Here is a 23,028-nt window from a genome sequence, read left to right as displayed (position 1 = left end):
AAAACCGGTTTTCTCCCCGATCGCCTTCCTCTCGCCGTGCGAATTATTGGTCTTATAACGCGCTGAAAATAATCACAACAATATAAACACAAAATACAAACAACATTGTCATTGCCGAAATGAGATATTGCCACATCAGCACAATAATAATGACCCATTCATTTATATAATTAATTTTATAGTTAAAAAACTAAATAAATTAATTTTTAAATTAAATGCGATCAGGTTCTTTTATTAATGATAAAAAAATAAAAGATGTGAAATAAGAGACATAGATCAAAAAAAAGCAACGGCAATAATCCCTATAGTAACCACAACAAAAACATGATTATTTAAATTAGTTCATCAAATTATACCCAATAGATTTTGCATTGCGGTACGGCGGTAAATGAGCAATCCCCGCGAACCTGCCCTGGCGGGCAAGCAGGGTCTGGTCCAGAAATGGATCGCGTCATTGAATATAGATACTCAAAATAATTCGCGTTGCGGGAAGGCGGCCCTCAGGGGCGCGGCCCATGGACAGGCCGGGCATAACGCCGGTGTGCCTGCGCGCTGAAGCATGAGGGGTATCGCCGGCAAACTGCGATCTGAAAGATAACGGTATAGAAATAAATGGGGAATCTATGGACTTTATCATTCAGTTGGCCATTGTTCTGATCTGTCTATTCTATGGCGCACGTAAAGGCGGTATCGCGCTGGGGCTTTTGGGCGGCATCGGGCTTGTTATTCTGGTCTTCGTCTTTCACCTTCAACCTGGCAAACCGCCCATCGATGTGATGCTGGTGATTATCGCGGTGGTCGCCGCGTCCGCCACGCTGCAGGCTTCGGGCGGTCTCGACGTGATGCTGCAAATCGCCGAACGTTTGCTGCGCCGCAATCCTAAATATGTGTCCATCATCGCCCCTTTTGTCACCTGTATCCTGACGATACTGTGCGGCACCGGTCACGTGGTCTACACCATATTGCCGATTATTTATGATGTCGCCATCAAAAATAATATCCGCCCGGAAAGGCCGATGGCCGCCAGTTCTATTGGCGCGCAGATGGGGGTTATCGCCAGCCCGGTATCGGTAGCGGTGGTCTCTCTGGTCGCCATGTTGGCTAATTTCACCTTCAACGGCAGGCACCTGGAGTTTCTCGATCTGCTGTCGATCACCATCCCGTCAACCCTGATGGGTATACTCGGCATTGGTATTTTCAGCTGGTTCCGCGGGAAAGATCTGGATAAAGACCAAGACTTCCAGAAATTTATCTCCGTGCCGGAAAACAAGGAGTACGTTTACGGCGACACCGCCACGCTGCTGGATAAAAAACTGCCGCGCAGCAACTGGGTCGCTATGTGGATCTTCCTTTCCGCCATCGCCGTCGTCGCCATTCTGGGGGCCGTTTCCGAACTGCGTCCGGCCTTTGGCGGCAAACCGCTGTCGATGGTGCTGGTTATCCAGATGTTCATGCTGTTTTCCGGGGCGCTGATCATTATCGTCACCAAAACCAACCCCGCCTCCATCTCGAAGAATGAAGTGTTCCGCTCGGGGATGATCGCCATCGTGGCGGTCTACGGCATCGCCTGGATGGCGGAAACCATGTTCGGCGCCCATCTGGAGGAAATTAAGTCCGCGCTGGGCGAACTGGTGCAAAGCTATCCCTGGGCCTATGCCGTGATCCTGCTGCTGGTGTCTAAGTTCGTTAACTCGCAGGCGGCGGCGCTGGCCGCCATCGTGCCGGTGGCGCTGGCGATTGGCGTCGACCCGGCCTATATCGTGGCCTCGGCGCCGGCCTGCTACGGCTACTACATCCTGCCGACCTACCCCAGCGATCTGGCCGCTATCCAGTTCGACCGCTCCGGCACCACCCGCATCGGCCGGTTTGTTATCAACCACAGCTTCATCCTGCCCGGCCTAATCGGCGTATCGACCTCCTGCGTCTTCGGCTGGATATTCGCCGCCATGTACGGCTTTCTCTAAGTTTGCCGCCTGCGGGCGCGCCGAATCCGTCGGCGCATCCGCACCCTGTTCCTTGCCCTGTTCACCCCGTGTGCACAGGGCATTTTACTTTCAGGCGTAAGTCAGGCGGGGCGATGCAGTAAGTGAAGGGAAAAGACTGGTGGAGAAAAAAGCGCAGCGCAGGAGCGGGCCATGCCCTGAAACGGACATGACCCGGAGGGTAAACTTAGTGTTGCTGCTGACTGACGGTGCGCGTAGCGCCGCTCTTCAGGGTCAGCTCATATTCGCGCGCTTTTTTGCTGTCGAACTGATTTTCCCATTTAGCGACGACCAGAACGGCTAAAGCGTTGCCGACCACGTTCAGCGCCGTGCGCGCCATATCCAGAATACGGTCAACCCCGGCGATAAAGGCCAGCCCTTCCAGCGGGATCCCCACGCTGCCCAGCGTGGCCAGCAGCACCACAAAGGAGACGCCAGGTACGCCTGCGATGCCTTTCGACGTCAGCATCAGCGTCACCACCAGCAGGATTTCCTGGCCGATAGACAGGTCAATACCGTACAGCTGGGCGATAAAGATCGCCGCGATGCTCTGGTAGAGCGTGGAGCCATCCAGGTTAAACGAATAGCCGGTCGGCACCACGAAACTGGTGATCGCCTTCGGCGCGCCGTAGGCTTCCATTTTCTCAATAATGCGCGGCAAAACCGTTTCCGAGCTGGCGGTGGAATAAGCGAGGATAAGCTCTTCCTTCAGGATGCGGATCAGCACGGTAATGCGCAGCCGGCAGACGCGCGCCACCAGCCCCAGCACCACAAAGACGAAAAACAGAATCGCCGCATACACCAGGATCACTAACTTAGCCAGCGGCCACAGCGAGGCAAAACCGAAGTTCGCCACCGTCACCGAGATCAGCGCGAACACGCCGACCGGCGCATAGCGCATGATCATATGGGTGACTTTAAACATAGTTTCAGACACCGCACGGAATACCTTCAGCAGCGGATCGCGCTGCTCTTTCGGCAACGAACACAGGCCCAGACCAAACAATACAGAGAAGAAAATAATCGGCAGCATTTCCCCCTGCGCCATAGCGGCAAAAATATTGGGCGGGATCAGCGACAGAACGGTGCCGACCAGACTGTGCGTGCCGCTTTGCACCTGCGCGGTGGTTTTTTCATACTGCGAGATATCTACGGCCGTCAGCGACGACATATCGATGCCGTGGCCGGGCTGGAACACGTTTGCCAGCGTGATGCCGACGATAATGGCAATCGTGGTGATCACTTCAAAATACACGATAGTTTTCAGCCCGATACGGCCGAGTTTTTTCGCATCCCCCACCCCGGCGATACCGACAATCAGCGTGGTGATAACGATGGGGACGACAATCATCTTGATTAAGCGGATGAAAATATCGCCCGCCGGGCTCAGGATATTGGCGATTAACCACTGTCTGCTTTCGGCCTGCTCATGCAGCACCGCACCGAGTACAATCCCCAAAATAAGGGCAATAAGAATCTGCCAGGCAAGGCTGATTTTTTTAATCTTCATAATGTGTTTGATCCGTTCCTTAATACCCTTTCCCCGCCCCGAACGTAGGGCGATGGCTTAACAGCCAGAAAAAGGTGCTGACGTCTGTATACCCTTTGTTACTCAGACCGCAGGCGAAAAAGTTTGCCGCATCCTGAAAACGATGGGGTATAAGTGAAAAAAAGAAATGATGAGAATCAGAATGCAGTTGCTGTTATGGGCGCTATCCATGGGTCCATTTTCCTTCCCTGGCTTGCGGAGATAACCAGTTAGTGGCGAAAATCGCTCTTCTATTTATGAAAGACGACTGCATAATTATTCAAAGTATAAAAAAATTATTCTTTACTTAAAACAGTGAGTTACGGCATAAACTATTGTTAAGCCTCAAGATAGTACTATATATGACAAATTACAATCAAGGCATTTGTTAAATTCGCCGCCTTGCGCTAGCGCAAAACTGCATAGCCTGCCACTCCGCGCGGACACAACTGGCGGTAAACGTCGGGGATTAGCGATGGGTTAACGACGGTATCATCACCGTCGCTATTCGGCTGCCGGCGGGGTACAGGGCTGATCGCGCGCTATTCGCGCGGCGCCCCGGCCGGTTCAGATTTGATAATCGATAACGCTCTCTTCGCCGTCGGAGAACACCTTATCCTTGATGGCGCTCAGCGATAAATCGGAATTACACAACTGGATGAATTTCCATGCATAGTTACGTTGTAACTGCCCCCGTTTGAGCCCCAGCCAGACCGTATTGGCTTCAAACAGATGCTCGGCGTTTATCCGCACCAGTCCCTTATCGCGTACCGGATCCCACGACATATCGGCCAGCACGCCGACGCCCAGGCCCAGTTCGACGTAGGTTTTAATCACGTCGGAGTCCTGAGCGCTCAGCGCGATATCCGGCGTCAGCCCCGCCGCGGCGAACGCTTTGTCCAGCCGCGAACGGCCGGTGATGCCCTGACGATAGGTAATCAGCGGCAGTTCGTTGAGCCGTTCCAGGGTAATCGCCGGCTCGCTGACCAACGGATGGCCTTCCGGCACGACAATGGCATGGTGCCAGCGGTAATAAGGAAAAGCGGCCACCGACTCATCATTCATCAGCTGTTCGCTGGCGATGCCGATGTCGGCTTCGCCGGAGCGCAGCATCGCCACGATCTCATCCGGGTTGCCCTGGTTGAGCACCAGCCGCACCTGCGGATAGAGCTGGCGAAACGCCTTGATAACGCCAGGCAAACTGTAGCGCGCCTGCGTATGGGTGGTGGCGATAGCCAGCTGGCCGGTTTCATTATTGGTAAACACATTCGCCAGCCGGCGCAGATTATTCGCATCGTTCAGAATCCGTTCGGCCACCACCAGCAGTTCTTTGCCGGGCTCGGTCATGCCCAGCAGACGTTTGCCGCGACGGACAAAAATTTCGATCCCCAGTTCTTCTTCCAGTTCACGAATATGCCGGCTAACGCCAGACTGAGAGGTAAACAGAGTATTCGCCACCTCGGTAAGATTATAATTGCAGCGGGCGGATTCCCGAATAATCTTCAGTTGCTGAAAATTCACTATTTTCTCCATCAGTCCTGTTCTTCATTACAGGCATTCATACGGAGTAATGGCTGTCAGGACAAATAAAGAAAAATTTTTGGTTATATTTTTTTATACTAAGAAAAGCGCAACGGCAGATGAAGTGATAACGGCGGGAAAAACACCGACAGAGAGTTCTTTATTTTTCATGGTATTAATAAAAAACCGGCCAATGCCCCCGTTAATCACGCACGCCGGTTAGCGTAGTTGGCTATTAATCATAGCAATTTAATATATACGCCCTAAATAATTCCGGTTGCAGCAAGACGGCGACGCAAAAACACATCCGTCGGCAACGGATTTGTCCAGCCAACGACTGACCTTCGGTGAGAAACGGGATATCTCTCATTAATCCCCGGCAGTTTACCGCAGTAAGCGACAAATTCGCCGGCAGCAGAGTTGAACGCCGCGAGCGGCGGCTCTGCAGGGGCGAGCCCAGGCGGTGTCCCGCAATTCATTTTCGCTGACTGGCAATGAGAAAACAGCATTAATTTTGTTTGTTTTTTTGATCTTTTTTGTGCGTTTTGACTGCTGATCTCCGGCAGAGGTTGTGCAATTTTTCATCGACCAGATAATTGCGGGACACAGTCTAAGCGTTCGGGTGAGTAGTAAAGCCAACGCGTCTGCAACTTAAAGCATGAAGGTAGACATACACGCTAAACAATCAGAGTTACAGGCGGGCGATTCTATTACCGCATCCGGCGCCAGGGATAACGCCTTTGTTATTCCCCGCCGCAGGCTTAACCCGCGCGCAGGAATATATGTGCTGTCGGCGCAATTACTTTTTCAGCGTAGCGATATAGGCGGCCAGCGCTTTAATATCTTCATCGCTCAAATGGGCCTTGGCGCGGTTGCCGGCGCCCTCGACTTTACCATCGCGTCGGGCGGTCAGCGCGCTGGCGAGCTCATCCTGCGACAGCGAAATCAGCGGCGGCGCTTTATCGAAGGCCTTTTTATCCGCCTGCCGGCCATGGCAGCCGGCGCACTCTTTCTTATATTTCAATCCGCCATCGACCGGTTCGGCCAGCAGCGGCGCGCTCAAGAACAACAGGCCGGCGGCGGCCCACACTTTTTTCATTATACCCCCTGCGCGACGCGCCGGAACAATTCGCTGAGCGCCTGCTCGTTCCTGCTGCCCTGATGCTGTTCCAGCACCTTACCCTGCGCGTTAATCAGAAACGACGTCGGCGTACCGATCACCTGATAACGTTCTTTGCTAATGCCGAGTTGATCGCGCACTACCGGATAGTCAATCTTCTGCTGTTGCAACAGCGGCTGAATATCCACGCTTTCCGGATCGGTATTGATCGCCACCACTACGATCCGGTCGCCGTACTGCTTACTCAGTTTAGCCAGCGTCGCCATTTCGGCAAGGCAGCCGCCGCAGCCGGCGGACCAGAAGTTCAGGTAAACATTCTTACCCTGCCAGCGATTCAAATCAACCTGTTGTCCCTGTAAATCCCAGGCCGCCAGCGCAGGCGCCGGCTGACCGACGCTGGCCCGTTCTTCTTTACAGCCGCCCAGCATGCACAGCCCCGCCAGCAAAGCGATCGCTGCCGCGTTATTCCACCGCATGATGATTGACCTCCTCTCCCAGATACTTACCGTGCTGCAAACGAATAATTCGGTCGGCGAAGCGACCCAGTTCCGGATTATGGGTCACCATCACGATAGTGCGCCCCTGCTGGTGTAAATCGGTCAGCAGATCCAACACCCGCTGCTCATTCTCTTCGTCCAGGTTGCCGGTCGGCTCATCGGCGAAAATAACCGGCGGCTCATTAACCAGCGCGCGGGCGATGCACACGCGCTGCTGCTCGCCGCCGGACAACTGACTGGGCAGATGCCCGACGCGCGGCTCCAGCCCGACCTGAGCCAGCACCCGACGCGCCGCCTCTTCATCCACAATACTATGGTAGTGCTGAGCCAGCATCACGTTCTCCAGCGCGGTCAGAAACGGGATCAGGTGGAACTGCTGAAACACCAGACCAATTTTATCCGCGCGAAAGCGACGTCGGCCCTCTTCATCCAGCGCCGCGGCGTCGGTGCCGTCCAGTAAAACCTGGCCTTCGCTCGCCGTATCCAGACAGGTCAGAATATTCATCAGCGTGGTTTTACCCGATCCCGACGCGCCCATGATGGCGACGAACTCGCCGCGCCCGATGCGGATGTTAATATCGTCCAGCGCGGTAATCTGCCCGAAACGCTTATACAGGCGACGCGTTTCGATCACCGCGTCCGGCGTCTGTCGATCAATCTCTGCGGCAGGCATAGCGCTACTCTCCTTTCAAAACTTTAGCCGGCTCAACGCTGATGGCGCGCCGGGTCGGTACAATGGCCGCCAGCGCGGCAACCAGCAATGACGAAACCAGAGTCAACGGGAAGACCGGCGCGCGCAGCGTAATCGACGCGTTAAACACCGCCATGCCCAGCACCTGCGCAAGCAGATAACCCAGCAGCGCGCCGCACGCCACCGCCGCGAGCGCGATGATGGCGGTCTCGGCCAGCATCTGGCGGATGATATCGCGCCCGCTGGCGCCAAGCGCCTTCTGCAGTGCGAATTCGCGCGACCGCTCCCCGACTATCGCCATCAGCGTAGTGTTGACGCACAACGAGGACAGCACCAGAATCACCACCGACACCAGCCCCATCAGCCCCTTTATCTTATCCAGCACCTGACCTTCCGAGGCCGAGACCTTACGAATCGGCCGAATTTCCAGCTGCGGGTACTGCGACTGCAGGCGGGCGGCAAAGCGATCGACCTGACCGACGTCGTTGCTGACGCTCAGCAGCGCATTGCTCATGCGCCCCGGCTGATGCAGCCAGCGCTGCGCCAGCTCCAGATTCACGATCAGCATATTGTCGGTAGCGTCGCCGGCCTCGACGATGCCCTTAATCTGCAGACGCTGACGCGCGCCGTCGTCGGTCAGAGTCACGCTGTCGCCCACCCGGACATTGAGCCGTTCCGCCAGCCGAACGCCGATCATCGCGTTGCGATCGTCGAAGCTGACGCCGATCCAGTTGCCCGTCACCTGCCAATAGGGCGCCAGCTGGCGCAGGGATTCGAACCAGACGCCCATCAGCACCACTTTCTCCAGTTCGGTGCGCACCATGCCGTACAGGTAGGGACTGGCCGCGTTGATTAGCCCGGGCGGCGCGCTGTCGATGATCGGCTGAAAGGTCGTCTGTTCAAGGACGTTGCCGTGCTGCGGCCCGATGTAGAAGTTGGCGCCGAAGGTACGCAACTCCTGACTCATTTTGGCGTTGATATCAAAATACACGGCGGACATGGCGGTGACGATCGCTGCGCCGACGGTCAGCGCGGCGAAAACCACGCCCACCCGTTGTAAACGCAGACGCAGCGCCCGCAGCACCAGGCGCCAGAACATGCCGTTCCAGCGTGAATCAGCGGCCATACAGCACCTCCACCGGGTACAGCCGGGCGATGCGCCGGGCCGGGAACCAGGTGCCGATCAGCGCGATCAGTACGGAAATCACCAGCACGCACGGAATCACGATCCAGGCGAAGCTGAGCGGCAGGCCGAACAACATCAACCCTATGGCCTTCGCCAGCCCCCAGCCGGCGACGCAGCCCGCGGCGCCGCCCAGCAGACCGCTCAGCGCCGCTTCCAGGTAAAACAGCAGCATAATTTGCCACTGCCTGGCGCCCAGCGCCTTCATCAGACCAATTTCCTTCGAGCGTTCCATGATGGTGCTGGTCATCAGCGAAGCAATGCCCATCGCCGATGCCACCAGCGCGGCGAAGGTCACCACCGCCAGCAACAGCTGAATTTTATCGATCACCACCCCTTCGGACGCCGCCACCTGCCAGATCGGACGCACCACCGAGCCGGAGATCGCTTCCTCCAGCTGATGGGCGATCGACGATACATACGCGGTGCAATACCACAGGTCATACTCTTCGGCGTTCAGCGCGTCCAGATTCTCGCGCGCCCGGCGCGACAGATCGTTTTCCGGCACCGTCAGCGCCGATACGCGAATCGCCTGCACCTTGCCGGCCAGTCCGAGCAGCGACTGGACGGCCGCCAGCGGCATTACCAGCCGCCCTTCCTCATCGCCGCCGCTGGTCAGAATACCGCTAATCACGATATCCGCCGCGCCGCCGCTGCCGGAAAGATGCAGCCGATCGCCGACGCGCCAGCCGTTCTGGCGCGCCAGTTGCTGACCGGCCAGCGCGCCGACCGGCAGCCCTTCCGCGACCGGCTCCGCCGGCCAGTCGCCCGCCACCTGCCAGTAAGGGCTAATCGTTTTTTGTCCGGTGCGGTAATCCTCTTCATCCGGCACATCGACCGGCTGCGCGAAGAAGGTGCCCAGCACGCTGATCGTCTGGCTGCCCGCCACGACTTCGCCGCTCAGCAACGGCGCGAAGCCGATGATATTGTTACGCCAAAAGATATCCTTAATATTGGGCAGTTCGGCCTGGTCCAAAAAATCCTGACCGGCCAGCGGATTGCCGTGCTCGCCGAACAGCGCCGGCAGCGCCGCCTGGCCGGCCGGTTCGATCAGGATATTGGCGCCGTAGGATTTCAGTTCGCGCGCCATCTTGTCGCCGATATCGATCGATACGGCCAGCAGGGCCGAAATCAGCCCAGCGGCGAGGAACACGGTCAGCACCGCCAGCGACTTACGCCGGATATTTCTGCGCCACGACTGACGTAACATGCGCCATAACATGGTTACTGTTCCTCCGTTGCATCATCCGGCTGCACGCTGCCCGCCGGAACAAACTGCGTGGGATTATCGCGGAAACGGTTGTAGTTCGCTTCGGAGGAGAAAAACCAGAGTTTGCCGCCATAGCTGTATTTATGTTCAGCTTTAACGTTCGTGAGGTGCGAACCATCGACCGGATCGATTACCTGCAGAGTAACGATGGTCGAGAAATAGTTAACGCCGGTCGCTAAATCCGCTTTGGCGATGGTCAGCTCTTTCTCATCATTGCGCCAGCCTTCGATCGGCACCGGGTTGCAGCCGCCGGCCTTACCGATCGAGGGAATAAAAATATGTACGCCGCAGGCGACGCAGATCACCTGGTTACCCTCCATCACGTAGCCCTGATCGCCGCACAGCAGACAAGCGTCAAACACCACGCCCAGCCGCAGCCGGTCGGGATAACGATTAATCACGAAGAAGCGTACGGCCTTACCGTCATCGGCTACCCACACGAAGCGGTGCAGTTTGCCGTCGCGCACCTGCTCAATCGGAATATGCACCAGCCCGTCAGCCGCCACGCTCACCGGCAACGCCTCGGACAGACGAGGCGGCTGCGAAGCCACCTGGTCCCAATATAGCTGGCCGAGCACGATCACCAGCGCCGCCAGCGCCGTCGCCAGCACGGTGCGGCGCGCATTGCGATACCCCGCCGTCGCCTTGCGTTTTTCCGTCGCGCCCGGCACGCCGGCGATGCTTCGCCGCAAACGCAGCAGCGGGCGCAGATAGCACGCCAGCAGCACAGCCAGCAGCAGCGCGCTCAGGTAAGCCAGCCAGGGCGCGCTGTTGGTTACGTGCGCCACATAGCTCAGGCGCGGCTTCGTCAGGCCGATCGCCTGCAGCTTCATCAGTAATAGCAGCAAATTTCCGCTGAGCGGCAGCGCCAGCAGCGCGACCAGAGCCAGCAGCAGCGGCCAGCGCAGCCGCGCGAGGCGACGCGTCATCATCGCGCACAGTACAGCGCAGAAGGCAATCCAGCCGAAGGCCACGGCCACCGCGCTAAAGTTAAGCAACAGTTCGGTATTCACCACGTGAGTGGCGGTCAGCGCACCGAGATTCGGGTCGCTCGCCCAATGCAGCGCGGCGCCGGCCGTCAACAGCGCCTGCCACAGATAGCCCACGCGGGGAGAAGAAAGCAGCTGACTCAGCAGGAACAGCAACAGCGCGGCCAGCTGGATCACGATCAGAATCAGCTGCGACTGTTGCCCTTTTGGAAGATGTGCGCCGAACAGGGTGCCCGCGACCAGCGCCAGCAGAGTTATCCACGCCAGCGGGCGGATGCCTGGTTCAGAACGGCGAACCCAGTTAAGACCACACAGCAATGCTATGGGTAAAAACGCCTGTAGCGTAGTAACAAAGAAATAACTCATGACGCACACTCAGGACAGGAAAACCTGCGCAGGGAAAGTCTGTCCGGCTCTCCGGCTCGCCCTGCGCAGGTGTAAACTGCAATAACCTTACCGCTATCGCCGTCGGGGATCACTCTAAGCCGACATATTTGAAATCATAACTGACGTCAAAAGGCTTCCACCAGCGGCCCACGCCGGTTTCGCTGTCGGTGTGGCGGTGCATCCCGGCTTTGGAAGGCGGATCGATGTGATAGGTAACCTTATAGTTGCCCACGCCCATCATCTTGATATTCGCGCCGTAGTGCGGGCCGTCGCTGGCGACCATCGGCATAAAGGTGCCTTCCTGCTTAGCGCCGGTGTCGGTATTGGTCAGCGTGTAGGCAATGGTCAGATAGGGCATCCATTCGCCGGCGCCAAAGCCGTTTTTGTTGCCTTCCACCGCGTGGATATCGGCTTCAAGGTGAATATCGGCTTTAGCGGCCGGCAGCCCCATGCCGCGCGGCTCCATATCGATCGGCTGCAGATAAACGGCCGCGATTTCCAGTTCGTTAATAGTGACCGGTTCGCCGGCAGGATACTCTTTGAAAGCGAATGCGGCCGGCGCAGTAACAATAGCGGCGACCACGGCGCTGGCGATCATGCTTTTCTTCAGGTTCATCTGGTTCATCCTCTTGTCATCAAAGTCATGTGCACCCGTTAATGTTCAGGTTGCCTGAGCGCCGGTCCGATTCTCTTCCCCGTCACCATACGTGACCTGAACCGCCGGGGATATCCGATCGCCTTTCGCCGTTCTGTTCCCTGAAATCTATTGGATGACGTATTTTTGTCGTTTTGGCTTGTACCGTACTACTACTTCCAGTATTAAAAATTACGCTACGCCGGCCGTGTTACGCCGCCGCATAAACCACAGCGCCGCCAGCGCCGCCGCCAGCAGGATCACCTGCGGGATCAGGGTTTCCACATAGGGATAGATACCCAGCCAGCTCAGCTCCGGCACGCCGCTCAACAGGGTCGGCTCGAACAGTTTGCCTTCGATCAGCTCCAGCACCCCTTTGCCGGCAAAGACAAACGCCATCAGATACATAAAACAGCCGGTGAACATGAAGAATGGCTTGAGCGGCAACTTCACCACGGTGTAGCGCATTAAAAGATAAGCGATAAACAGAATCACGCAGCCAATCAGAAAGCCGGCCAAAATGGACAGATGACCGGCGGTATTGCTGGCGTCGCCAACCAGCGCGTAATAGAACAGAACCGTTTCCGCCCCTTCGCGATAAACGGCCAGGAAACTGGTCAGCCACAGCCCGAGCATCGAGCCGCTGTTAAGCGAATGCGATAATTTGCCTTCCAGATAAGCCTTCCAGTGACGCGCCTCGACTTTCGACAGCAGCCAGTAACTCATGAAGAACAGCATCACTACGGCAATCAGCATGGTGATGCCCTCCAGCATCTCCCTGCTGGCGCCGGCGTTGGTGAACACCAGTTGGAAAATCACCGCGGTAATCACGCTGCACAGCAGCGCGACGTACACCGACTGGCGGATCAGCGCCAGCTTATCCTGTTGATTGTTTTTCACCAGATAGGCGACTATCGCAGCCACGATTAGCAGAGCTTCCAGCCCCTCTCGCACGATGATCATCAGGCTATAAAGCAGCAGGCTCCAGTGGGTTTCGCCGCCCTCGCCCAGCATGGCGACGGCGTTGGCCAGATCGGACTGCAGCGCCTGCGCCTGCGCTTCTATCTGTTCAATCGGCTGGCCCGCCTTCATCAGGCTGACCAATCGGGTGAAGTAGCCTTCCAGCGTGGATTTAAACGTCGCATCGCGCGAGCCGATTTTGTTTTCCATCCCGCTGGCTTCAAACAGGTCGAAATAGGCGTCCTGCACCGCCATCATGGCCGCCTTCGCCTGACCGCCCCGGTACTGGTCGATGGCGGCGCCAATGGCCTGATTAATATTGGACGATACCTGCGCCCAGTTGGCGTCCGGCGCCGCTGCCGCGTCGACCGCGCTGTCGGCCTGCGCCGCCGGCTGAGCGGAAACCGGCTGGGAATCGCGCGTAGTAGGTAAACCGGGCAACACATCTTCAATATCCTGCAGCAGCTCGGTAACGCGATACGCCACTTCGGACATCTGATCCGGCCGGGCGGTCAGCGCGATCAACGCGCTAAACTGCTGGTTAATGGCCGCCGCCTGTCGGGAGGAGCGATTCTGCCGCACCGACATTTCCATTTCGGAGTTCTTGAAGCCCTGATAGTGCGCCTGCTGTACGCTCTGACTGGCCTTCGGGTAGTCGCCGCTTTGATACTGGCTGACCGCTTCGGCCAGCAGATCGTCGATGGTCTTAAAACTCTGCTGCCAGTAAAGCGCGATGTCGTTGTTGTCGTAGGCGCCGTGTTGTTGCTGAGCCACCAGACGATGACCGTCGGACAGGACCGGCAGGACGTTATCCAGCTCCGTTTTCAGCCAGTTTATTTTGGCCTGCACCTCAGCCTGCGGCTGACCGACGCTAATCATTCGCCTGATTTCGCCGAAGGTGGCCTCCAGCTGGTAGCTTTTTTGTGCGGAGATATTGATGCGGATTGGGCCTTCAAGATTTTCAAACACCTCAAAGTAGGCCATCTGCACTTCGGTGCGCGCTTCATCGGTTTTCTGCTGCTGATAGAGCGCGGCAGTCTTATCCAGACGCCCCTGGATATCCTGAATGAAGGGTTGATAATCCGTTGCGGCCACGGCCATAGAACAGGTCAGAAGCCAGTAACACAGAACAAGTGTTTTTCGCCAGATAGACATAAGTAGAAAACGGCATTCCAATGAGAGCTGTTTTCATTATCACTTACCTTCCGCAAGAAATATTGACTCAGGTCATAAAAACAGAACGGCAGGCTGAAGAAGTCCCCCTTCCCTTTTCGACTCCAGTACGGCCCCGGAACATCCTGCTGTATTGTCAAAAGGCCGGAATAATTACGCCCGGAGCGATCGAAGACCGGCCGTGGCGGCAAGCGCTCCGACATACGGCAGACTGGCGACTAACTGAAAGCCTGGCGACGCCAGGGGCGAGAGCGGTTTACGCTCCGTCGGACGAGGCGCGTCTATACCGCTGGCCGGACGACAGCGATTAATCCCTGTCCGGATGCATCGCCATACAATTATTCTGCGGATAACGCGCCGCGCAGTGTTTCGTCTGCCTGAAGCAGAGAAAAATATCAGGATTAGTAACTAATTAAAGTCACTGAGAGCAAAAAAAATACAACAATATAAAAATCATATCATTAGCATGCTCACTTTATCGTCATTTCCGTTTTTCACGATAAAATAAGCTTTGTCATGCAAATTTTGCATAACCGTGCTTTCATTTGCATTTCCTCTCAAAGCAGAAAAAGGTACAACATATTGCCCTTATTAAAAGTACGGCAGTAGTGGACAGAAAATCATCATTATCACGCTCCCACTTTGTCTGTAATAGACAACAAATCGATAATGTACCCCTCAAATTTCAAGGTGCAGGGAAGCGGCACGCGAACGATTCTCAGGAGAGATTATGTAAACCGGGCGGCCAGAGTGACCGTCAGCCCGGCGCGGATTTAGATGTGGATTGCCGCGGCCCCGGGAAGGGCCGATAACGAAGCAGCCAGTCAATCTGCGACTTGAAAAGTGAAAGGTATAGATAGACTCCCCCGAATATCAGGCCGGCCAGCAGCGCTGTCGCAGACAGACTGTTTGTTTTTCCGTGTCCGGCCAATGCCTGAATTAACCGCAGGTAAATAAGGCAAGGCGCCTGACGGGCGGCACAGGCGACAAAATTCGGTTACTGCCCGGGCTGACATAACAGCTCCACATCATTTGGGGCGCAGGGCAAACGCTGTCGTTTTGAACAGCGCGCCTGCAGCATGAAGTATAACGGGTATAGCGGTACGTGGGCCCGATGGGCCAGTTATCAGAACATCACGGTAATCGTCTGAGATTCATTCATCAACAAGAGGTTTGTATGCGGCGGCAGAAGTTAGTAATACAGATAGCGCTGGCTATCATTCTGGGGATACTGGCGGGCTGGATTTGTCACCATTATTTAGAGCAGGGTCTGGCAAAGGAAGTGTCTTCTTACTTTAATCTGGTAACGGACATCTTCTTACGTTTGATTAAGATGATCATCGCACCGCTGGTATTCGCCACTCTGGTATCCGGCCTGTCGAGTATGGGCAACTCCTCGGCCGTTGGCCGCATCAGCCTGAAAGCCATGATTTGGTTCGTCAGCGCATCGTTGCTGTCGCTGATTATCGGTATGGCGCTGGCCAACCTCTTCCAGCCGGGCAGCGACATGAATTTGACCATTCCGGTCAATGATCACGTCGCTACAGGTCTGAATACCGACGGCTTTACGTTGAAGACCTTCATCAGCCATATTTTTCCGCGCAGCATCGTGGAGGCCATGGCCAATAACGAAATTCTGCAGATTCTGGTCTTTTCCATCTTCTTCGGTTCCGCCCTCGCCTTTGTCAAAGGCAAAAGCGCGTCCGGCTCGGCGATTGAGAAAGTCATCGGCGAACTGGCGAAAGTTATGTTCCGCGTCACCGACTATGTGATGGGCCTGGCGCCGATCGCCGTGTTCGCCGCCATCGCTTCTGCGGTCACGCAGCAAGGGCTGGGGCTGATTTACGACTATGGCCGACTGATTGGCGAGTTCTACCTTGGTCTGGTCATACTGTGGAGCGTACTGTTCTTTATCGGCTATCTGTTCCTCGGCAAATCCATCGTTATTCTCGGTAAACTGATCCGTGAACCCACCATGCTGGCTTTCGCCACCGCCAGCAGCGAATCAGCCTATCCGAAAACCATGGAGGCGCTGGACAAATTCGGCGTACCGAAAAAGATCAGCAGTTTTGTACTGCCGCTGGGCTACTCGTTCAACCTCGACGGTTCAATGATGTACCAGTCGTTTGCCATTCTGTTTATCGCCCAGGCCTATAATATTGATCTGAGCCTGACCGAACAGGTACTAATCCTGCTGACGCTGATGCTTACCAGCAAGGGCATGGCCGGCGTCGCGCGCGCTTCCGTAGTGGTGGTGGCGGCCACGCTACCGATGTTCAACTTGCCGGAAGCCGGTATCCTGTTGATTATCGGGATCGATCAGTTCCTCGATATGGGGCGTACCGCGACGAATGTGGTAGGCAACAGTATCTCTACGGCGGTCGTCGCCAGCCTGGAGAAAAAGCACGGCGACCACCCGGAGCATGAAAGCGAGCCGGAACAGGTCTACGCCGAACAGGTAAAATAGCGCCAAATAAACAAGCGCAACGCTTAGCGGCGACCGGCCGCTAAGCGTGTTCACCCCGCCGCCCGGTTTTCCGCCACTCGCCTTTGCCGCATCATTCCTGCGCTCTCCGACCATGGCGCTCCTGGCCGCGCACCACGCCGTTGCATTAACGGGTATACACATTCTTGATATGACGCCAGAACTTCTCTGATGACATATTCAGCCGCGCATCCAGCCGGTACACATAGGCGCTCATGTTCATTACCGCTTTATTCATATCGAGAATGACAAGCTCTTTATTTTCCAACTCGCGCTGAATCGAATAATCGGGCAGCCAGGCGATGCCATAGCCATTTTTTACCATTCTCTTCAGCAAATCGCTCATGGATGAAACGAAGGTCACGGTAAATTTATCCCGACCGGTAGTGGAAATATAACGCGATACCTGACGTCCCATATAGCTATTTTCCGTGTAATTAAGTAACGGAAGCGGTGCAGTCTGAATATCGAATAGCGCCTTTCCCTGCGCATCGCATGCGCACACCGGATACAGGCGCGACTCAAGGATCTTTTCGTGCATAAAAGGCGCGGCCATTAGCTCTTCATTATAAAATGAGAAAATAAAATCGCTGCGCCCCTCTTTAAGATTCAATACCGCCTCATCCACATCGATAGATTCGACATAGAATATCTTTTCCTGCATTTCCGGCACGTCTTTTAATAGCTCCGGCATAATAAACACCGACAAAGAGTGCGCGGCGGCGATAGTAATTTTATTGCGGTAATGGCTGCCGCCGCGCAGCTTATGTAACTGATATTCCAGATCGTCCAGACTGTTGCGGATATGGGCATGAAATACGCGCCCCGGCTCAGTAAGCTGCAGCGGCGAGGAGCGCCGGTCAAAGATATCGAACCCTACGGCATCCTCCAGCGCGCGAATGCGCCGGCTGAACGATGACTGCGAGATATTCCTTTTTTCCGCCGCCGTAGTGAAACTGCGGCACTCCTCCAGAGTGATAAAGTCATACAGCCATTTTGTTTCAATATTATTCAGCATTACCCATCACCCTGTGCCTGCCGCGCCTCCGGCGACATCCCGAAGAAAGAATATGCCGGACAGAAAAATGCAAATCATACATAGGGGATGTTTTTTTAGCAATTCACATTTTTACTGATTATGCGACTATCTGTACCAACATATTTTCTGGACAGAACGCGCCTGACGCGGCGACTAAACGCGATAAAAAAATATACTGTCTGTTATTTATTAATAACAGAGAACAGATATAACTCTTATTATTTTATTTCCGGAACGGAAAGTCAGAAAACAGATAATTATATCAGCAACGGACAAATAACATGAACAATATGATTGGCATACTGGGCGGAATGGGGCCAGGCGCCACCGTCGACGCAATGCATAAATTGATCAGAAACACGCCGGCGTTAAGCGACCAGCAACATATTCCGGTTATTGCCGTTTCCATTCCGGATATTCCTGACCGAACTCAATGTATCCTGCATCATGGTCTTTCCCCGCTGAAAAAAATGATTCAATATATGCGAATTCTGGAAAATGCAGGCGCTAACTGCATTATCATACCGTGCAATACCGCACATTATTGGTTTGATGAAATAAAATCCCGGAGTCGGGTCGATATGATCAGCATCATCGATGCCGCCTGCGCCGCAATCCATCGCTACCGGATAAATAAAGTGGGGCTGCTGGCGACCACGGCGACCGTCCAGGCGCGAATTTATCAACGCAAGCTACAGGAGAGCGGCGCGGAGTGCCTTACGCCCCGCGATAATCAGCAGCAGCAGGTCATGGCGGCGATCTACGCCCTGAAAGGTGGACGGGAAGAAGAGGCGCAGCGTCTGCTGAATCCGATAAAAGAGCGCATGCTGGCCGATGGCGTGGATAAAATCATTCTGGGCTGTAGCGAGATTCCACTTATTCTTGCTGCCGACATCCGCACGCGACCAGAAAACTATATCGACGCCACCGAAGAACTGGTCAGGCAGACGGTAAACTGGTATTTCGCACACCAGCCGCGAGAGTCGGCGCCGGCAGAGTAAAATTATCGACTCTTCGGCGGTCGTATCGGCGCAGCCCGGCCTGCACGATTGTCAGCTTTACGCCTGCAGAAGTAAACCACGCCGACAAAGCACGGCGCCCGGACATGAGCAGTAACTGACCACGAAAATTGCCCGTCTCAGGCGTCAACTCGCCAAGCAGGAGAAGGCGCTGCCCCTCCTCCCAAAGGCGGCCAGCCGCTTCGCCATACGCCTGAAGTGAAATACGGTTTTATACAACAGCATCAGGCGGAATTGTCAGTGAAAAGCCTGGCGCGGGTACTGTGCGTCTCTCGCAGCGGCTGGATAACCACAAAGCGATTATTTCTAATCGCTTTGTGGCGCGTTAATTAGAACATGGTGTTGTTGTTAGCTGATTTAGCCGGGATTTCCTGGATGATATCCCAGTGTTCCACAATTTTACCGTCTTTGAGCCGGAATAAGTCGTAAAATGCTTGTGGTTTACCATTCCATGCACCTTCGCTCTGAGTCAGAACAAAGTTACCTTCACCCAGTACTTTATGTACGGTTTTATACTGGAACATATTATTTTTGGCACTCAGCGCCTTGATGGCTTCCTGCAGGCCTGTCAGACCGTCTTTGACATTTATATTGTGCTGATCGTATTCTCTGGCGCTGATATAATCAGTGATCTTCTGTGGCGCTTTGCCCAACAGAACATCGTTGACGAAGTTTTTAACCAGTGCTTTATTGGCATCGGTTTTATCCAAGTCCGTTACCTGGGTAGGGCCATCATACTGAGAACGACCGCTTGCCGTTTTTTCCACAACAGGATTAATAGCATCCCAGTGTTCTGCTACTTTACCATTTTCAAAACGCCATATATCAAAAGCAACGACTTTGTGAGCCCCAAAAACCTCAGCATTGTCGTAGGTGTTATGCATGACAATAAACTCACCATCCTGAATGATGCGATGAGTTGTGCTGGTCGTTCCATTTTTCTTTAATACCGGTAAAAATTGAATAACGGGCTCAATACCTGTAGGAACCGTTGGATTATGCTGAATATAATTAGTATTAAAATATTTTCGTACGCCCGTTTCACTGTAATCTTTGAAAAAGGCATTTTGCGCCTTTATAGCAATAGGCTTCAGATCAACAACCTTTGTTGATTCTTTGGCTGATGCCTGAGCACAGCTGAACAGCAATGATGCTGCGATAAATCCGGCAGCCAGACTTTTCACGGATTTCGCTTTATGAGCAGAACCAAATGCCTTCGCAGTCAGATCTTTTTCAGCTTGATGCATATAAAACCTCTCATTATTAATTAACTCAGTGAGTTTTCGTTGATGATATATCAACAGTGTTGAGAAAAAGATGCTTATATTTTTTCCCAAAACAGTAAACAGCTGCCAAAAAATATAAACAGCCTTTTCCAATGAACTTACGGAATGTTCAATGTTTGGATTCTGGTAGATAACAAACCTTCACGTGCTCAGAATACAGATACCCGTTCGGATGAGTTCCTCATAAGTGTTGCGGACTCAGCAGTCCATTAAGACAAAACAGTTTTATTCATTTGTCTATATTCATAAAGCTGGTTAATCACTTCGGCCGCATTCTCATTAATGCCTTGTGCTCTGTTGCTAATTTCATCAGGCACCTGCGGATAATCTTTATTGATACGTAACAGCTTGCCGTGACGCGTTCCCTGTACTAAACGCTCACCTGGCCAGCGGATCACCGAGGGGGTATTAAATCCGGCACCAATTTCGATAATCAAAAAGGGCTGCTCAACGAGCGTCTCAATCCAGGCAGAAAAACGCGCCAGCTCTTCACGATACGGGCTTTCCACAAAATACTGATCGATACGAACATTCAGGAAAACCTCACCGCCGCAGTTTGGGCAGTGCGGGATGACGTCAGGTTTCGTAATGGTCTGAGTGGTGGGATCCATATTCCGCAACAGTGTTTTTATGACAGGATCACTGTCCCATACAACGTCCTGGCATGCTCTGGCGCATTGCAGATAACCATAATCGCCTTGCGGGGTATACAATTTGTCACGACTGAATCCATTGCGTGAAAAAAGCTGATCCACATTTGAAGTATAGACAAAGGTGTCGGCATGCTCGGTTAACGCAAGCAGTTGACGGTAGACCGTATCGTTTCTTTCACCGAACCGTATATCTTCCACGTGTATCGCCCAATAGGCCCAGAATTCCGCCGGAGTCCAGCCCCGATAGCCAATTGCCTGATAGCGGGCGGTGAATCCCTTACGCGCAAAAGCCGGAAAGAGCTCTTTATAGCGATCATTTTCACCATAATCGAACCCTGCGGCGGCTGACATCCCGGCACCGGCCGTGATGAGTATATGCTGGCTATCAGCAATCAGGGACGAGACGTCGGCCAGAGTTGTTTTGTTCATGGATACGTCTCCAAAAGCTTCTGATAAATATGTTCGTCTTCAGCGCTGAAAACGTTGAAGACCACGCGTTCAAGATAGCCGGGATGTTCTGCCAGCCAGCGAGCAACCGTTTGAATTGCTATCTCCGCTGCCGGCTGGCGCGGAAAACCAAAGACGCCGGTTGAAATCGCGCAAAACGCAATGGATTTCAGGCCCGCCTGTGCGGCTAATTCGAGGCATGACAGATAGCATTTTGCCAGGGCAGAACGGTGCCAGGCTGTCAGCACACCTCTGACCACCGGGCCAACCGGGCCAACCGTATGCAAAACGTATTTTGCCGGCAGGTTATATCCGCGAGTGATCTTCGCCTCCCCGGTTTTTTCGTCTTCCTGGTGCTGAGCCTGCATGATGATGTCGCAGTCTGTTCGAAGTCGGGGACCGGCCTGCCAGTGAATGGCATTATCGATACAGGCATGAAAGGGAATAAAACATCCAAGAAGTTTTTCATTCGCCGCATTCACAATACCGTCGATGTCCAGCCTGGTGATATCGCCACGCCACAACGAACAGGTTGCGGCAGCAGGGTAATCGGTTTGTGCCAGCCGCTCGGCAAGGGTGGGCAATTCAAGCGCCTTTGTCAGAACGCGTCGGGATTGCAACGTTTGCAGCAACGCGTCACTCAATGTCAGATATTCTGCGGGCAAAGGCGCTGGGCCCCGGCTCGTCAAGAGTGCCCGTAAATTACCGAGATCTGAATGCGCCGGTGATGCCGGGAATGCGCCCGTCTCACTGGATAAATAGTGCAGCAGTTTCTTCAAAGCCGCGCTGAATTCTGCTTCGGACAAAACCGCCTCAATGTTGAATGGCTCATCCAGCGCGATTTTTTTGCGATAGTGGCTCAATGCAAGACTCATCAATAACCTCTGAAAACCTTTTTCTAACCCAACACGCCACAACCAGAAGCAGCACTGGCATCATAGTAAATACATTACTTTCTATTTGTAAGTACTTACCATTTTGTTAGCTTAAGATGGTTTGTGAAAAATAATGTTAATGCCATGATTATTAACGTGTAATTTTTTTATTGATTGTCTTTCCGGATTCAGTCGCTTTGCCTGCATTTAACACCTGGGAGAGTAATCGCGCTGAAAACTGCCGAACCGCATCGCGATCGGGGCCATACGTACACACAATGGTTTATCGGCATAGCTTAACGCTGCCGGACCTGCTAATTATCAGCCTCTAACCTTTATTAACTGCGGCCTGCAAAGATAGCGGCCTTGCTCCTTGCTGCTGCGTGAGCAATCCTGAACCAGAATTTCAATTTTCAATCACTGCGCCAGTCCAGTGCGTCACTTTAACCACGCCGAGAGGGAAATATTCTGTACCAGCAGTTTGCGGAGTACATCACGTTTCTGGCGCGCCTCCGATAGACTGATTAACGGATAAGAGCCCAATGCAATGCGGTCTCTTTGCCATCGAAATAGTATCTGAAGTACCAGAGACGTGAACCAGTAGGTTTAACGTGGAGATACAAAGCTTCAATCGAATAATGTTATGGGAGTTACGCAAAGCTTTAAGTTGCGGATTTTCGTGTCGTTAAGGTAGGCCATAAGCGGGTCATTGCCGCTATCGAACCGGAAAGCCCCAAATTTGACCACCATTTTTCCCGATGCAGAGGGAAAACCAGAAATACATCGGGACGATTTTTCACGCTAACCGGTTGAATAAATATATAACCAGGGATTCGTAAGGATGCATGAAAACGGGAGAATGGTTCCCTGACCGGGATCGCCTTTGCCAGTAATTGGCTAATAAATAAGCTAAGTGGGAAATTTCTTTCTGTCAAGACCACCAGAATGATCACCAGCCGGCGATGGTGACATAAAACTAATTTGAGTGTTCTCACTGCCTATGGTGATTGTTGCTAAGGTTATATCCTGTAACGGATAGTCAGCGCGTGACCGGCGTCTACCGCCGCAGCGTCATGCTCGCCAGCGGGCGTTACGCGATGCTGGACGATGGCTTGGGATTCAGTCTGGTGCCGTGGAAGCCGGTGATCGTGCAACGATTAGGCCAGCAGATGGCTGCGACGGTGCGCGGTGATGGGATGTCGTGGGAAATCGGACGGCAGCGTGGCGTTTCGATTTAACAGGTCGGTTGCATAGCGACTGATACCGTTCCAGGAGCGAATCAGCGGCTG

19 protein-coding genes are annotated in these 23,028 nt (G+C 53.9%); 4 read left to right on the top strand and 15 right to left on the bottom strand.

Annotation, left to right across the window (positions count from 1 at the left end):
• The first annotated feature begins 623 nt into the window (after positions 1 to 623).
• A complete protein-coding gene (locus tag FJU30_RS09585; protein WP_150434752.1) occupies positions 624 to 1,964 on the top strand; it encodes an anaerobic C4-dicarboxylate transporter in 1,341 nt (446 codons plus the stop codon).
• Positions 1,965 to 2,169: 205 nt separating this feature from the next.
• Here FJU30_RS09585 and gltP read toward each other — a convergent pair whose 3' ends face one another.
• The 10 genes from gltP to FJU30_RS09535 all read right to left on the bottom strand — a co-directional run bounded on the left by gltP (position 2,170) and on the right by FJU30_RS09535 (position 13,917).
• Positions 2,170 to 3,492, bottom strand: a complete 1,323-nt coding sequence (gene gltP / locus FJU30_RS09580) for a glutamate/aspartate:proton symporter GltP (protein WP_150434751.1) — start codon at positions 3,490 to 3,492, stop codon at positions 2,170 to 2,172.
• 585 nt (positions 3,493 to 4,077) lie between these two features.
• Positions 4,078 to 5,031, bottom strand: coding sequence for an HTH-type transcriptional regulator Cbl (cbl, locus tag FJU30_RS09575; protein ID WP_150434750.1), 954 nt, complete (start codon positions 5,029 to 5,031; stop codon positions 4,078 to 4,080).
• Between the two features lie 799 nt (positions 5,032 to 5,830).
• On the bottom strand, positions 5,831 to 6,130 hold the full coding sequence (locus FJU30_RS09570; RefSeq protein ID WP_150434749.1) for a c-type cytochrome: 300 nt from the start codon (positions 6,128 to 6,130) through the stop codon (positions 5,831 to 5,833).
• Positions 6,130 to 6,627, bottom strand: a complete 498-nt coding sequence (locus tag FJU30_RS09565; RefSeq protein WP_191091566.1) for a TlpA family protein disulfide reductase — start codon at positions 6,625 to 6,627, stop codon at positions 6,130 to 6,132. Before FJU30_RS09565 ends, FJU30_RS09570 begins: the two co-directional genes overlap by 1 nt.
• Complete coding sequence (locus FJU30_RS09560; RefSeq protein WP_150434748.1) at positions 6,614 to 7,321, bottom strand: ABC transporter ATP-binding protein; 708 nt, start codon at positions 7,319 to 7,321, stop codon at positions 6,614 to 6,616. The genes FJU30_RS09565 and FJU30_RS09560 overlap by 14 nt, the downstream gene beginning before the upstream one ends.
• 4 nt (positions 7,322 to 7,325) lie before the next feature.
• On the bottom strand, positions 7,326 to 8,465 hold the full coding sequence (locus FJU30_RS09555; protein ID WP_395858531.1) for an ABC transporter permease: 1,140 nt from the start codon (positions 8,463 to 8,465) through the stop codon (positions 7,326 to 7,328).
• Entirely contained in the window at positions 8,455 to 9,744 is a 1,290-nt protein-coding gene (locus tag FJU30_RS09550; RefSeq protein ID WP_150434747.1) for an ABC transporter permease, read from the bottom strand. Before FJU30_RS09550 ends, FJU30_RS09555 begins: the two co-directional genes overlap by 11 nt.
• Before the next feature lie 2 nt (positions 9,745 to 9,746).
• Complete coding sequence (locus tag FJU30_RS09545; RefSeq protein ID WP_150434746.1) at positions 9,747 to 11,147, bottom strand: Fe-S-containing protein; 1,401 nt, start codon at positions 11,145 to 11,147, stop codon at positions 9,747 to 9,749.
• 109 nt (positions 11,148 to 11,256) lie between these two features.
• Entirely contained in the window at positions 11,257 to 11,784 is a 528-nt protein-coding gene (locus FJU30_RS09540) for an iron transporter (RefSeq protein ID WP_150434745.1), read from the bottom strand.
• Positions 11,785 to 11,994: 210 nt separating this feature from the next.
• Positions 11,995 to 13,917, bottom strand: a complete 1,923-nt coding sequence (locus FJU30_RS09535) for an FTR1 family iron permease (RefSeq protein ID WP_150434744.1) — start codon at positions 13,915 to 13,917, stop codon at positions 11,995 to 11,997.
• 1,195 nt (positions 13,918 to 15,112) lie between these two features.
• Between FJU30_RS09535 and FJU30_RS09530 the strand changes: the two genes are divergently transcribed.
• Complete coding sequence (locus tag FJU30_RS09530; protein ID WP_150434743.1) at positions 15,113 to 16,402, top strand: dicarboxylate/amino acid:cation symporter; 1,290 nt, start codon at positions 15,113 to 15,115, stop codon at positions 16,400 to 16,402.
• 145 nt (positions 16,403 to 16,547) lie between these two features.
• On the opposite strand, the gene hypT is transcribed toward FJU30_RS09530, so the two are convergent.
• The gene (gene hypT / locus FJU30_RS09525; RefSeq protein ID WP_150434742.1) at positions 16,548 to 17,438 is read right to left on the bottom strand and encodes a hypochlorite stress DNA-binding transcriptional regulator HypT; all 891 of its coding nucleotides are present in this window, start codon (positions 17,436 to 17,438) and stop codon (positions 16,548 to 16,550) included.
• Positions 17,439 to 17,740: 302 nt separating this feature from the next.
• Here hypT and FJU30_RS09520 point away from each other — a divergent pair, with 302 nt between their 5' ends.
• Positions 17,741 to 18,460 (top strand): cysteate racemase, encoded by a 720-nt coding sequence (locus FJU30_RS09520; RefSeq protein WP_150434741.1) that lies wholly within the window; start codon positions 17,741 to 17,743, stop codon positions 18,458 to 18,460.
• Positions 18,461 to 18,807: 347 nt separating this feature from the next.
• Here the strand turns inward: FJU30_RS09520 and FJU30_RS09515 are convergent, their stop codons facing one another.
• The 4 genes from FJU30_RS09515 to FJU30_RS27625 all read right to left on the bottom strand — a co-directional run bounded on the left by FJU30_RS09515 (position 18,808) and on the right by FJU30_RS27625 (position 22,315).
• Positions 18,808 to 19,725 carry a nuclear transport factor 2 family protein gene (locus FJU30_RS09515; protein ID WP_223881549.1) on the bottom strand — a complete coding sequence of 306 codons (918 nt, stop codon included), beginning with the start codon at positions 19,723 to 19,725 and terminating at the stop codon, positions 18,808 to 18,810.
• Positions 19,726 to 19,973: 248 nt separating this feature from the next.
• Positions 19,974 to 20,846 (bottom strand): SIR2 family NAD-dependent protein deacylase, encoded by an 873-nt coding sequence (locus tag FJU30_RS09510; RefSeq protein ID WP_191091565.1) that lies wholly within the window; start codon positions 20,844 to 20,846, stop codon positions 19,974 to 19,976.
• A complete protein-coding gene (locus tag FJU30_RS09505) occupies positions 20,843 to 21,739 on the bottom strand; it encodes a protein-ADP-ribose hydrolase (RefSeq protein WP_150434740.1) in 897 nt (298 codons plus the stop codon). The genes FJU30_RS09510 and FJU30_RS09505 overlap by 4 nt, the downstream gene beginning before the upstream one ends.
• Positions 21,740 to 22,177: 438 nt before the next feature.
• The gene (locus FJU30_RS27625) at positions 22,178 to 22,315 is read right to left on the bottom strand and encodes an Arm DNA-binding domain-containing protein (protein WP_395858543.1); all 138 of its coding nucleotides are present in this window, start codon (positions 22,313 to 22,315) and stop codon (positions 22,178 to 22,180) included.
• A gap of 431 nt (positions 22,316 to 22,746) precedes the next feature.
• Here FJU30_RS27625 and FJU30_RS09490 point away from each other — a divergent pair, with 431 nt between their 5' ends.
• A complete protein-coding gene (locus FJU30_RS09490; protein ID WP_449500873.1) occupies positions 22,747 to 22,977 on the top strand; it encodes a DUF3363 domain-containing protein in 231 nt (76 codons plus the stop codon).
• The last annotated feature ends 51 nt before the right edge of the window (positions 22,978 to 23,028 follow it).

It is taken from the genome of Affinibrenneria salicis (assembly GCF_008710095.1).
Note: the sequence above shows the minus strand (reverse complement) of the source record. Positions and strands in the feature narration are given on the sequence as shown.

Coding starts and splice junctions, on each gene's coding strand:
- FJU30_RS09545 (WP_150434746.1), bottom strand. CDS start 11,147: ATGAGTTATTTCTTTGTTACTACGCTACAGGCGTTTTTACCCATAGCA.
- FJU30_RS09585 (WP_150434752.1), top strand. CDS start 624: ATGGACTTTATCATTCAGTTGGCCATTGTTCTGATCTGTCTATTCTAT.
- FJU30_RS09520 (WP_150434741.1), top strand. CDS start 17,741: ATGAACAATATGATTGGCATACTGGGCGGAATGGGGCCAGGCGCCACC.
- FJU30_RS09540 (WP_150434745.1), bottom strand. CDS start 11,784: ATGAACCTGAAGAAAAGCATGATCGCCAGCGCCGTGGTCGCCGCTATT.
- FJU30_RS09555 (WP_395858531.1), bottom strand. CDS start 8,465: ATGGCCGCTGATTCACGCTGGAACGGCATGTTCTGGCGCCTGGTGCTG.
- FJU30_RS09505 (WP_150434740.1), bottom strand. CDS start 21,739: ATGAGTCTTGCATTGAGCCACTATCGCAAAAAAATCGCGCTGGATGAG.
- FJU30_RS09535 (WP_150434744.1), bottom strand. CDS start 13,917: ATGTCTATCTGGCGAAAAACACTTGTTCTGTGTTACTGGCTTCTGACC.
- gltP (WP_150434751.1), bottom strand. CDS start 3,492: ATGAAGATTAAAAAAATCAGCCTTGCCTGGCAGATTCTTATTGCCCTT.
- FJU30_RS09570 (WP_150434749.1), bottom strand. CDS start 6,130: ATGAAAAAAGTGTGGGCCGCCGCCGGCCTGTTGTTCTTGAGCGCGCCG.
- hypT (WP_150434742.1), bottom strand. CDS start 17,438: ATGCTGAATAATATTGAAACAAAATGGCTGTATGACTTTATCACTCTG.
- FJU30_RS09515 (WP_223881549.1), bottom strand. CDS start 19,725: ATGCATCAAGCTGAAAAAGATCTGACTGCGAAGGCATTTGGTTCTGCT.
- FJU30_RS09530 (WP_150434743.1), top strand. CDS start 15,113: ATGCGGCGGCAGAAGTTAGTAATACAGATAGCGCTGGCTATCATTCTG.
- FJU30_RS09550 (WP_150434747.1), bottom strand. CDS start 9,744: ATGTTATGGCGCATGTTACGTCAGTCGTGGCGCAGAAATATCCGGCGT.
- FJU30_RS09560 (WP_150434748.1), bottom strand. CDS start 7,321: ATGCCTGCCGCAGAGATTGATCGACAGACGCCGGACGCGGTGATCGAA.
- FJU30_RS09510 (WP_191091565.1), bottom strand. CDS start 20,846: ATGAACAAAACAACTCTGGCCGACGTCTCGTCCCTGATTGCTGATAGC.
- FJU30_RS09565 (WP_191091566.1), bottom strand. CDS start 6,627: ATGCGGTGGAATAACGCGGCAGCGATCGCTTTGCTGGCGGGGCTGTGC.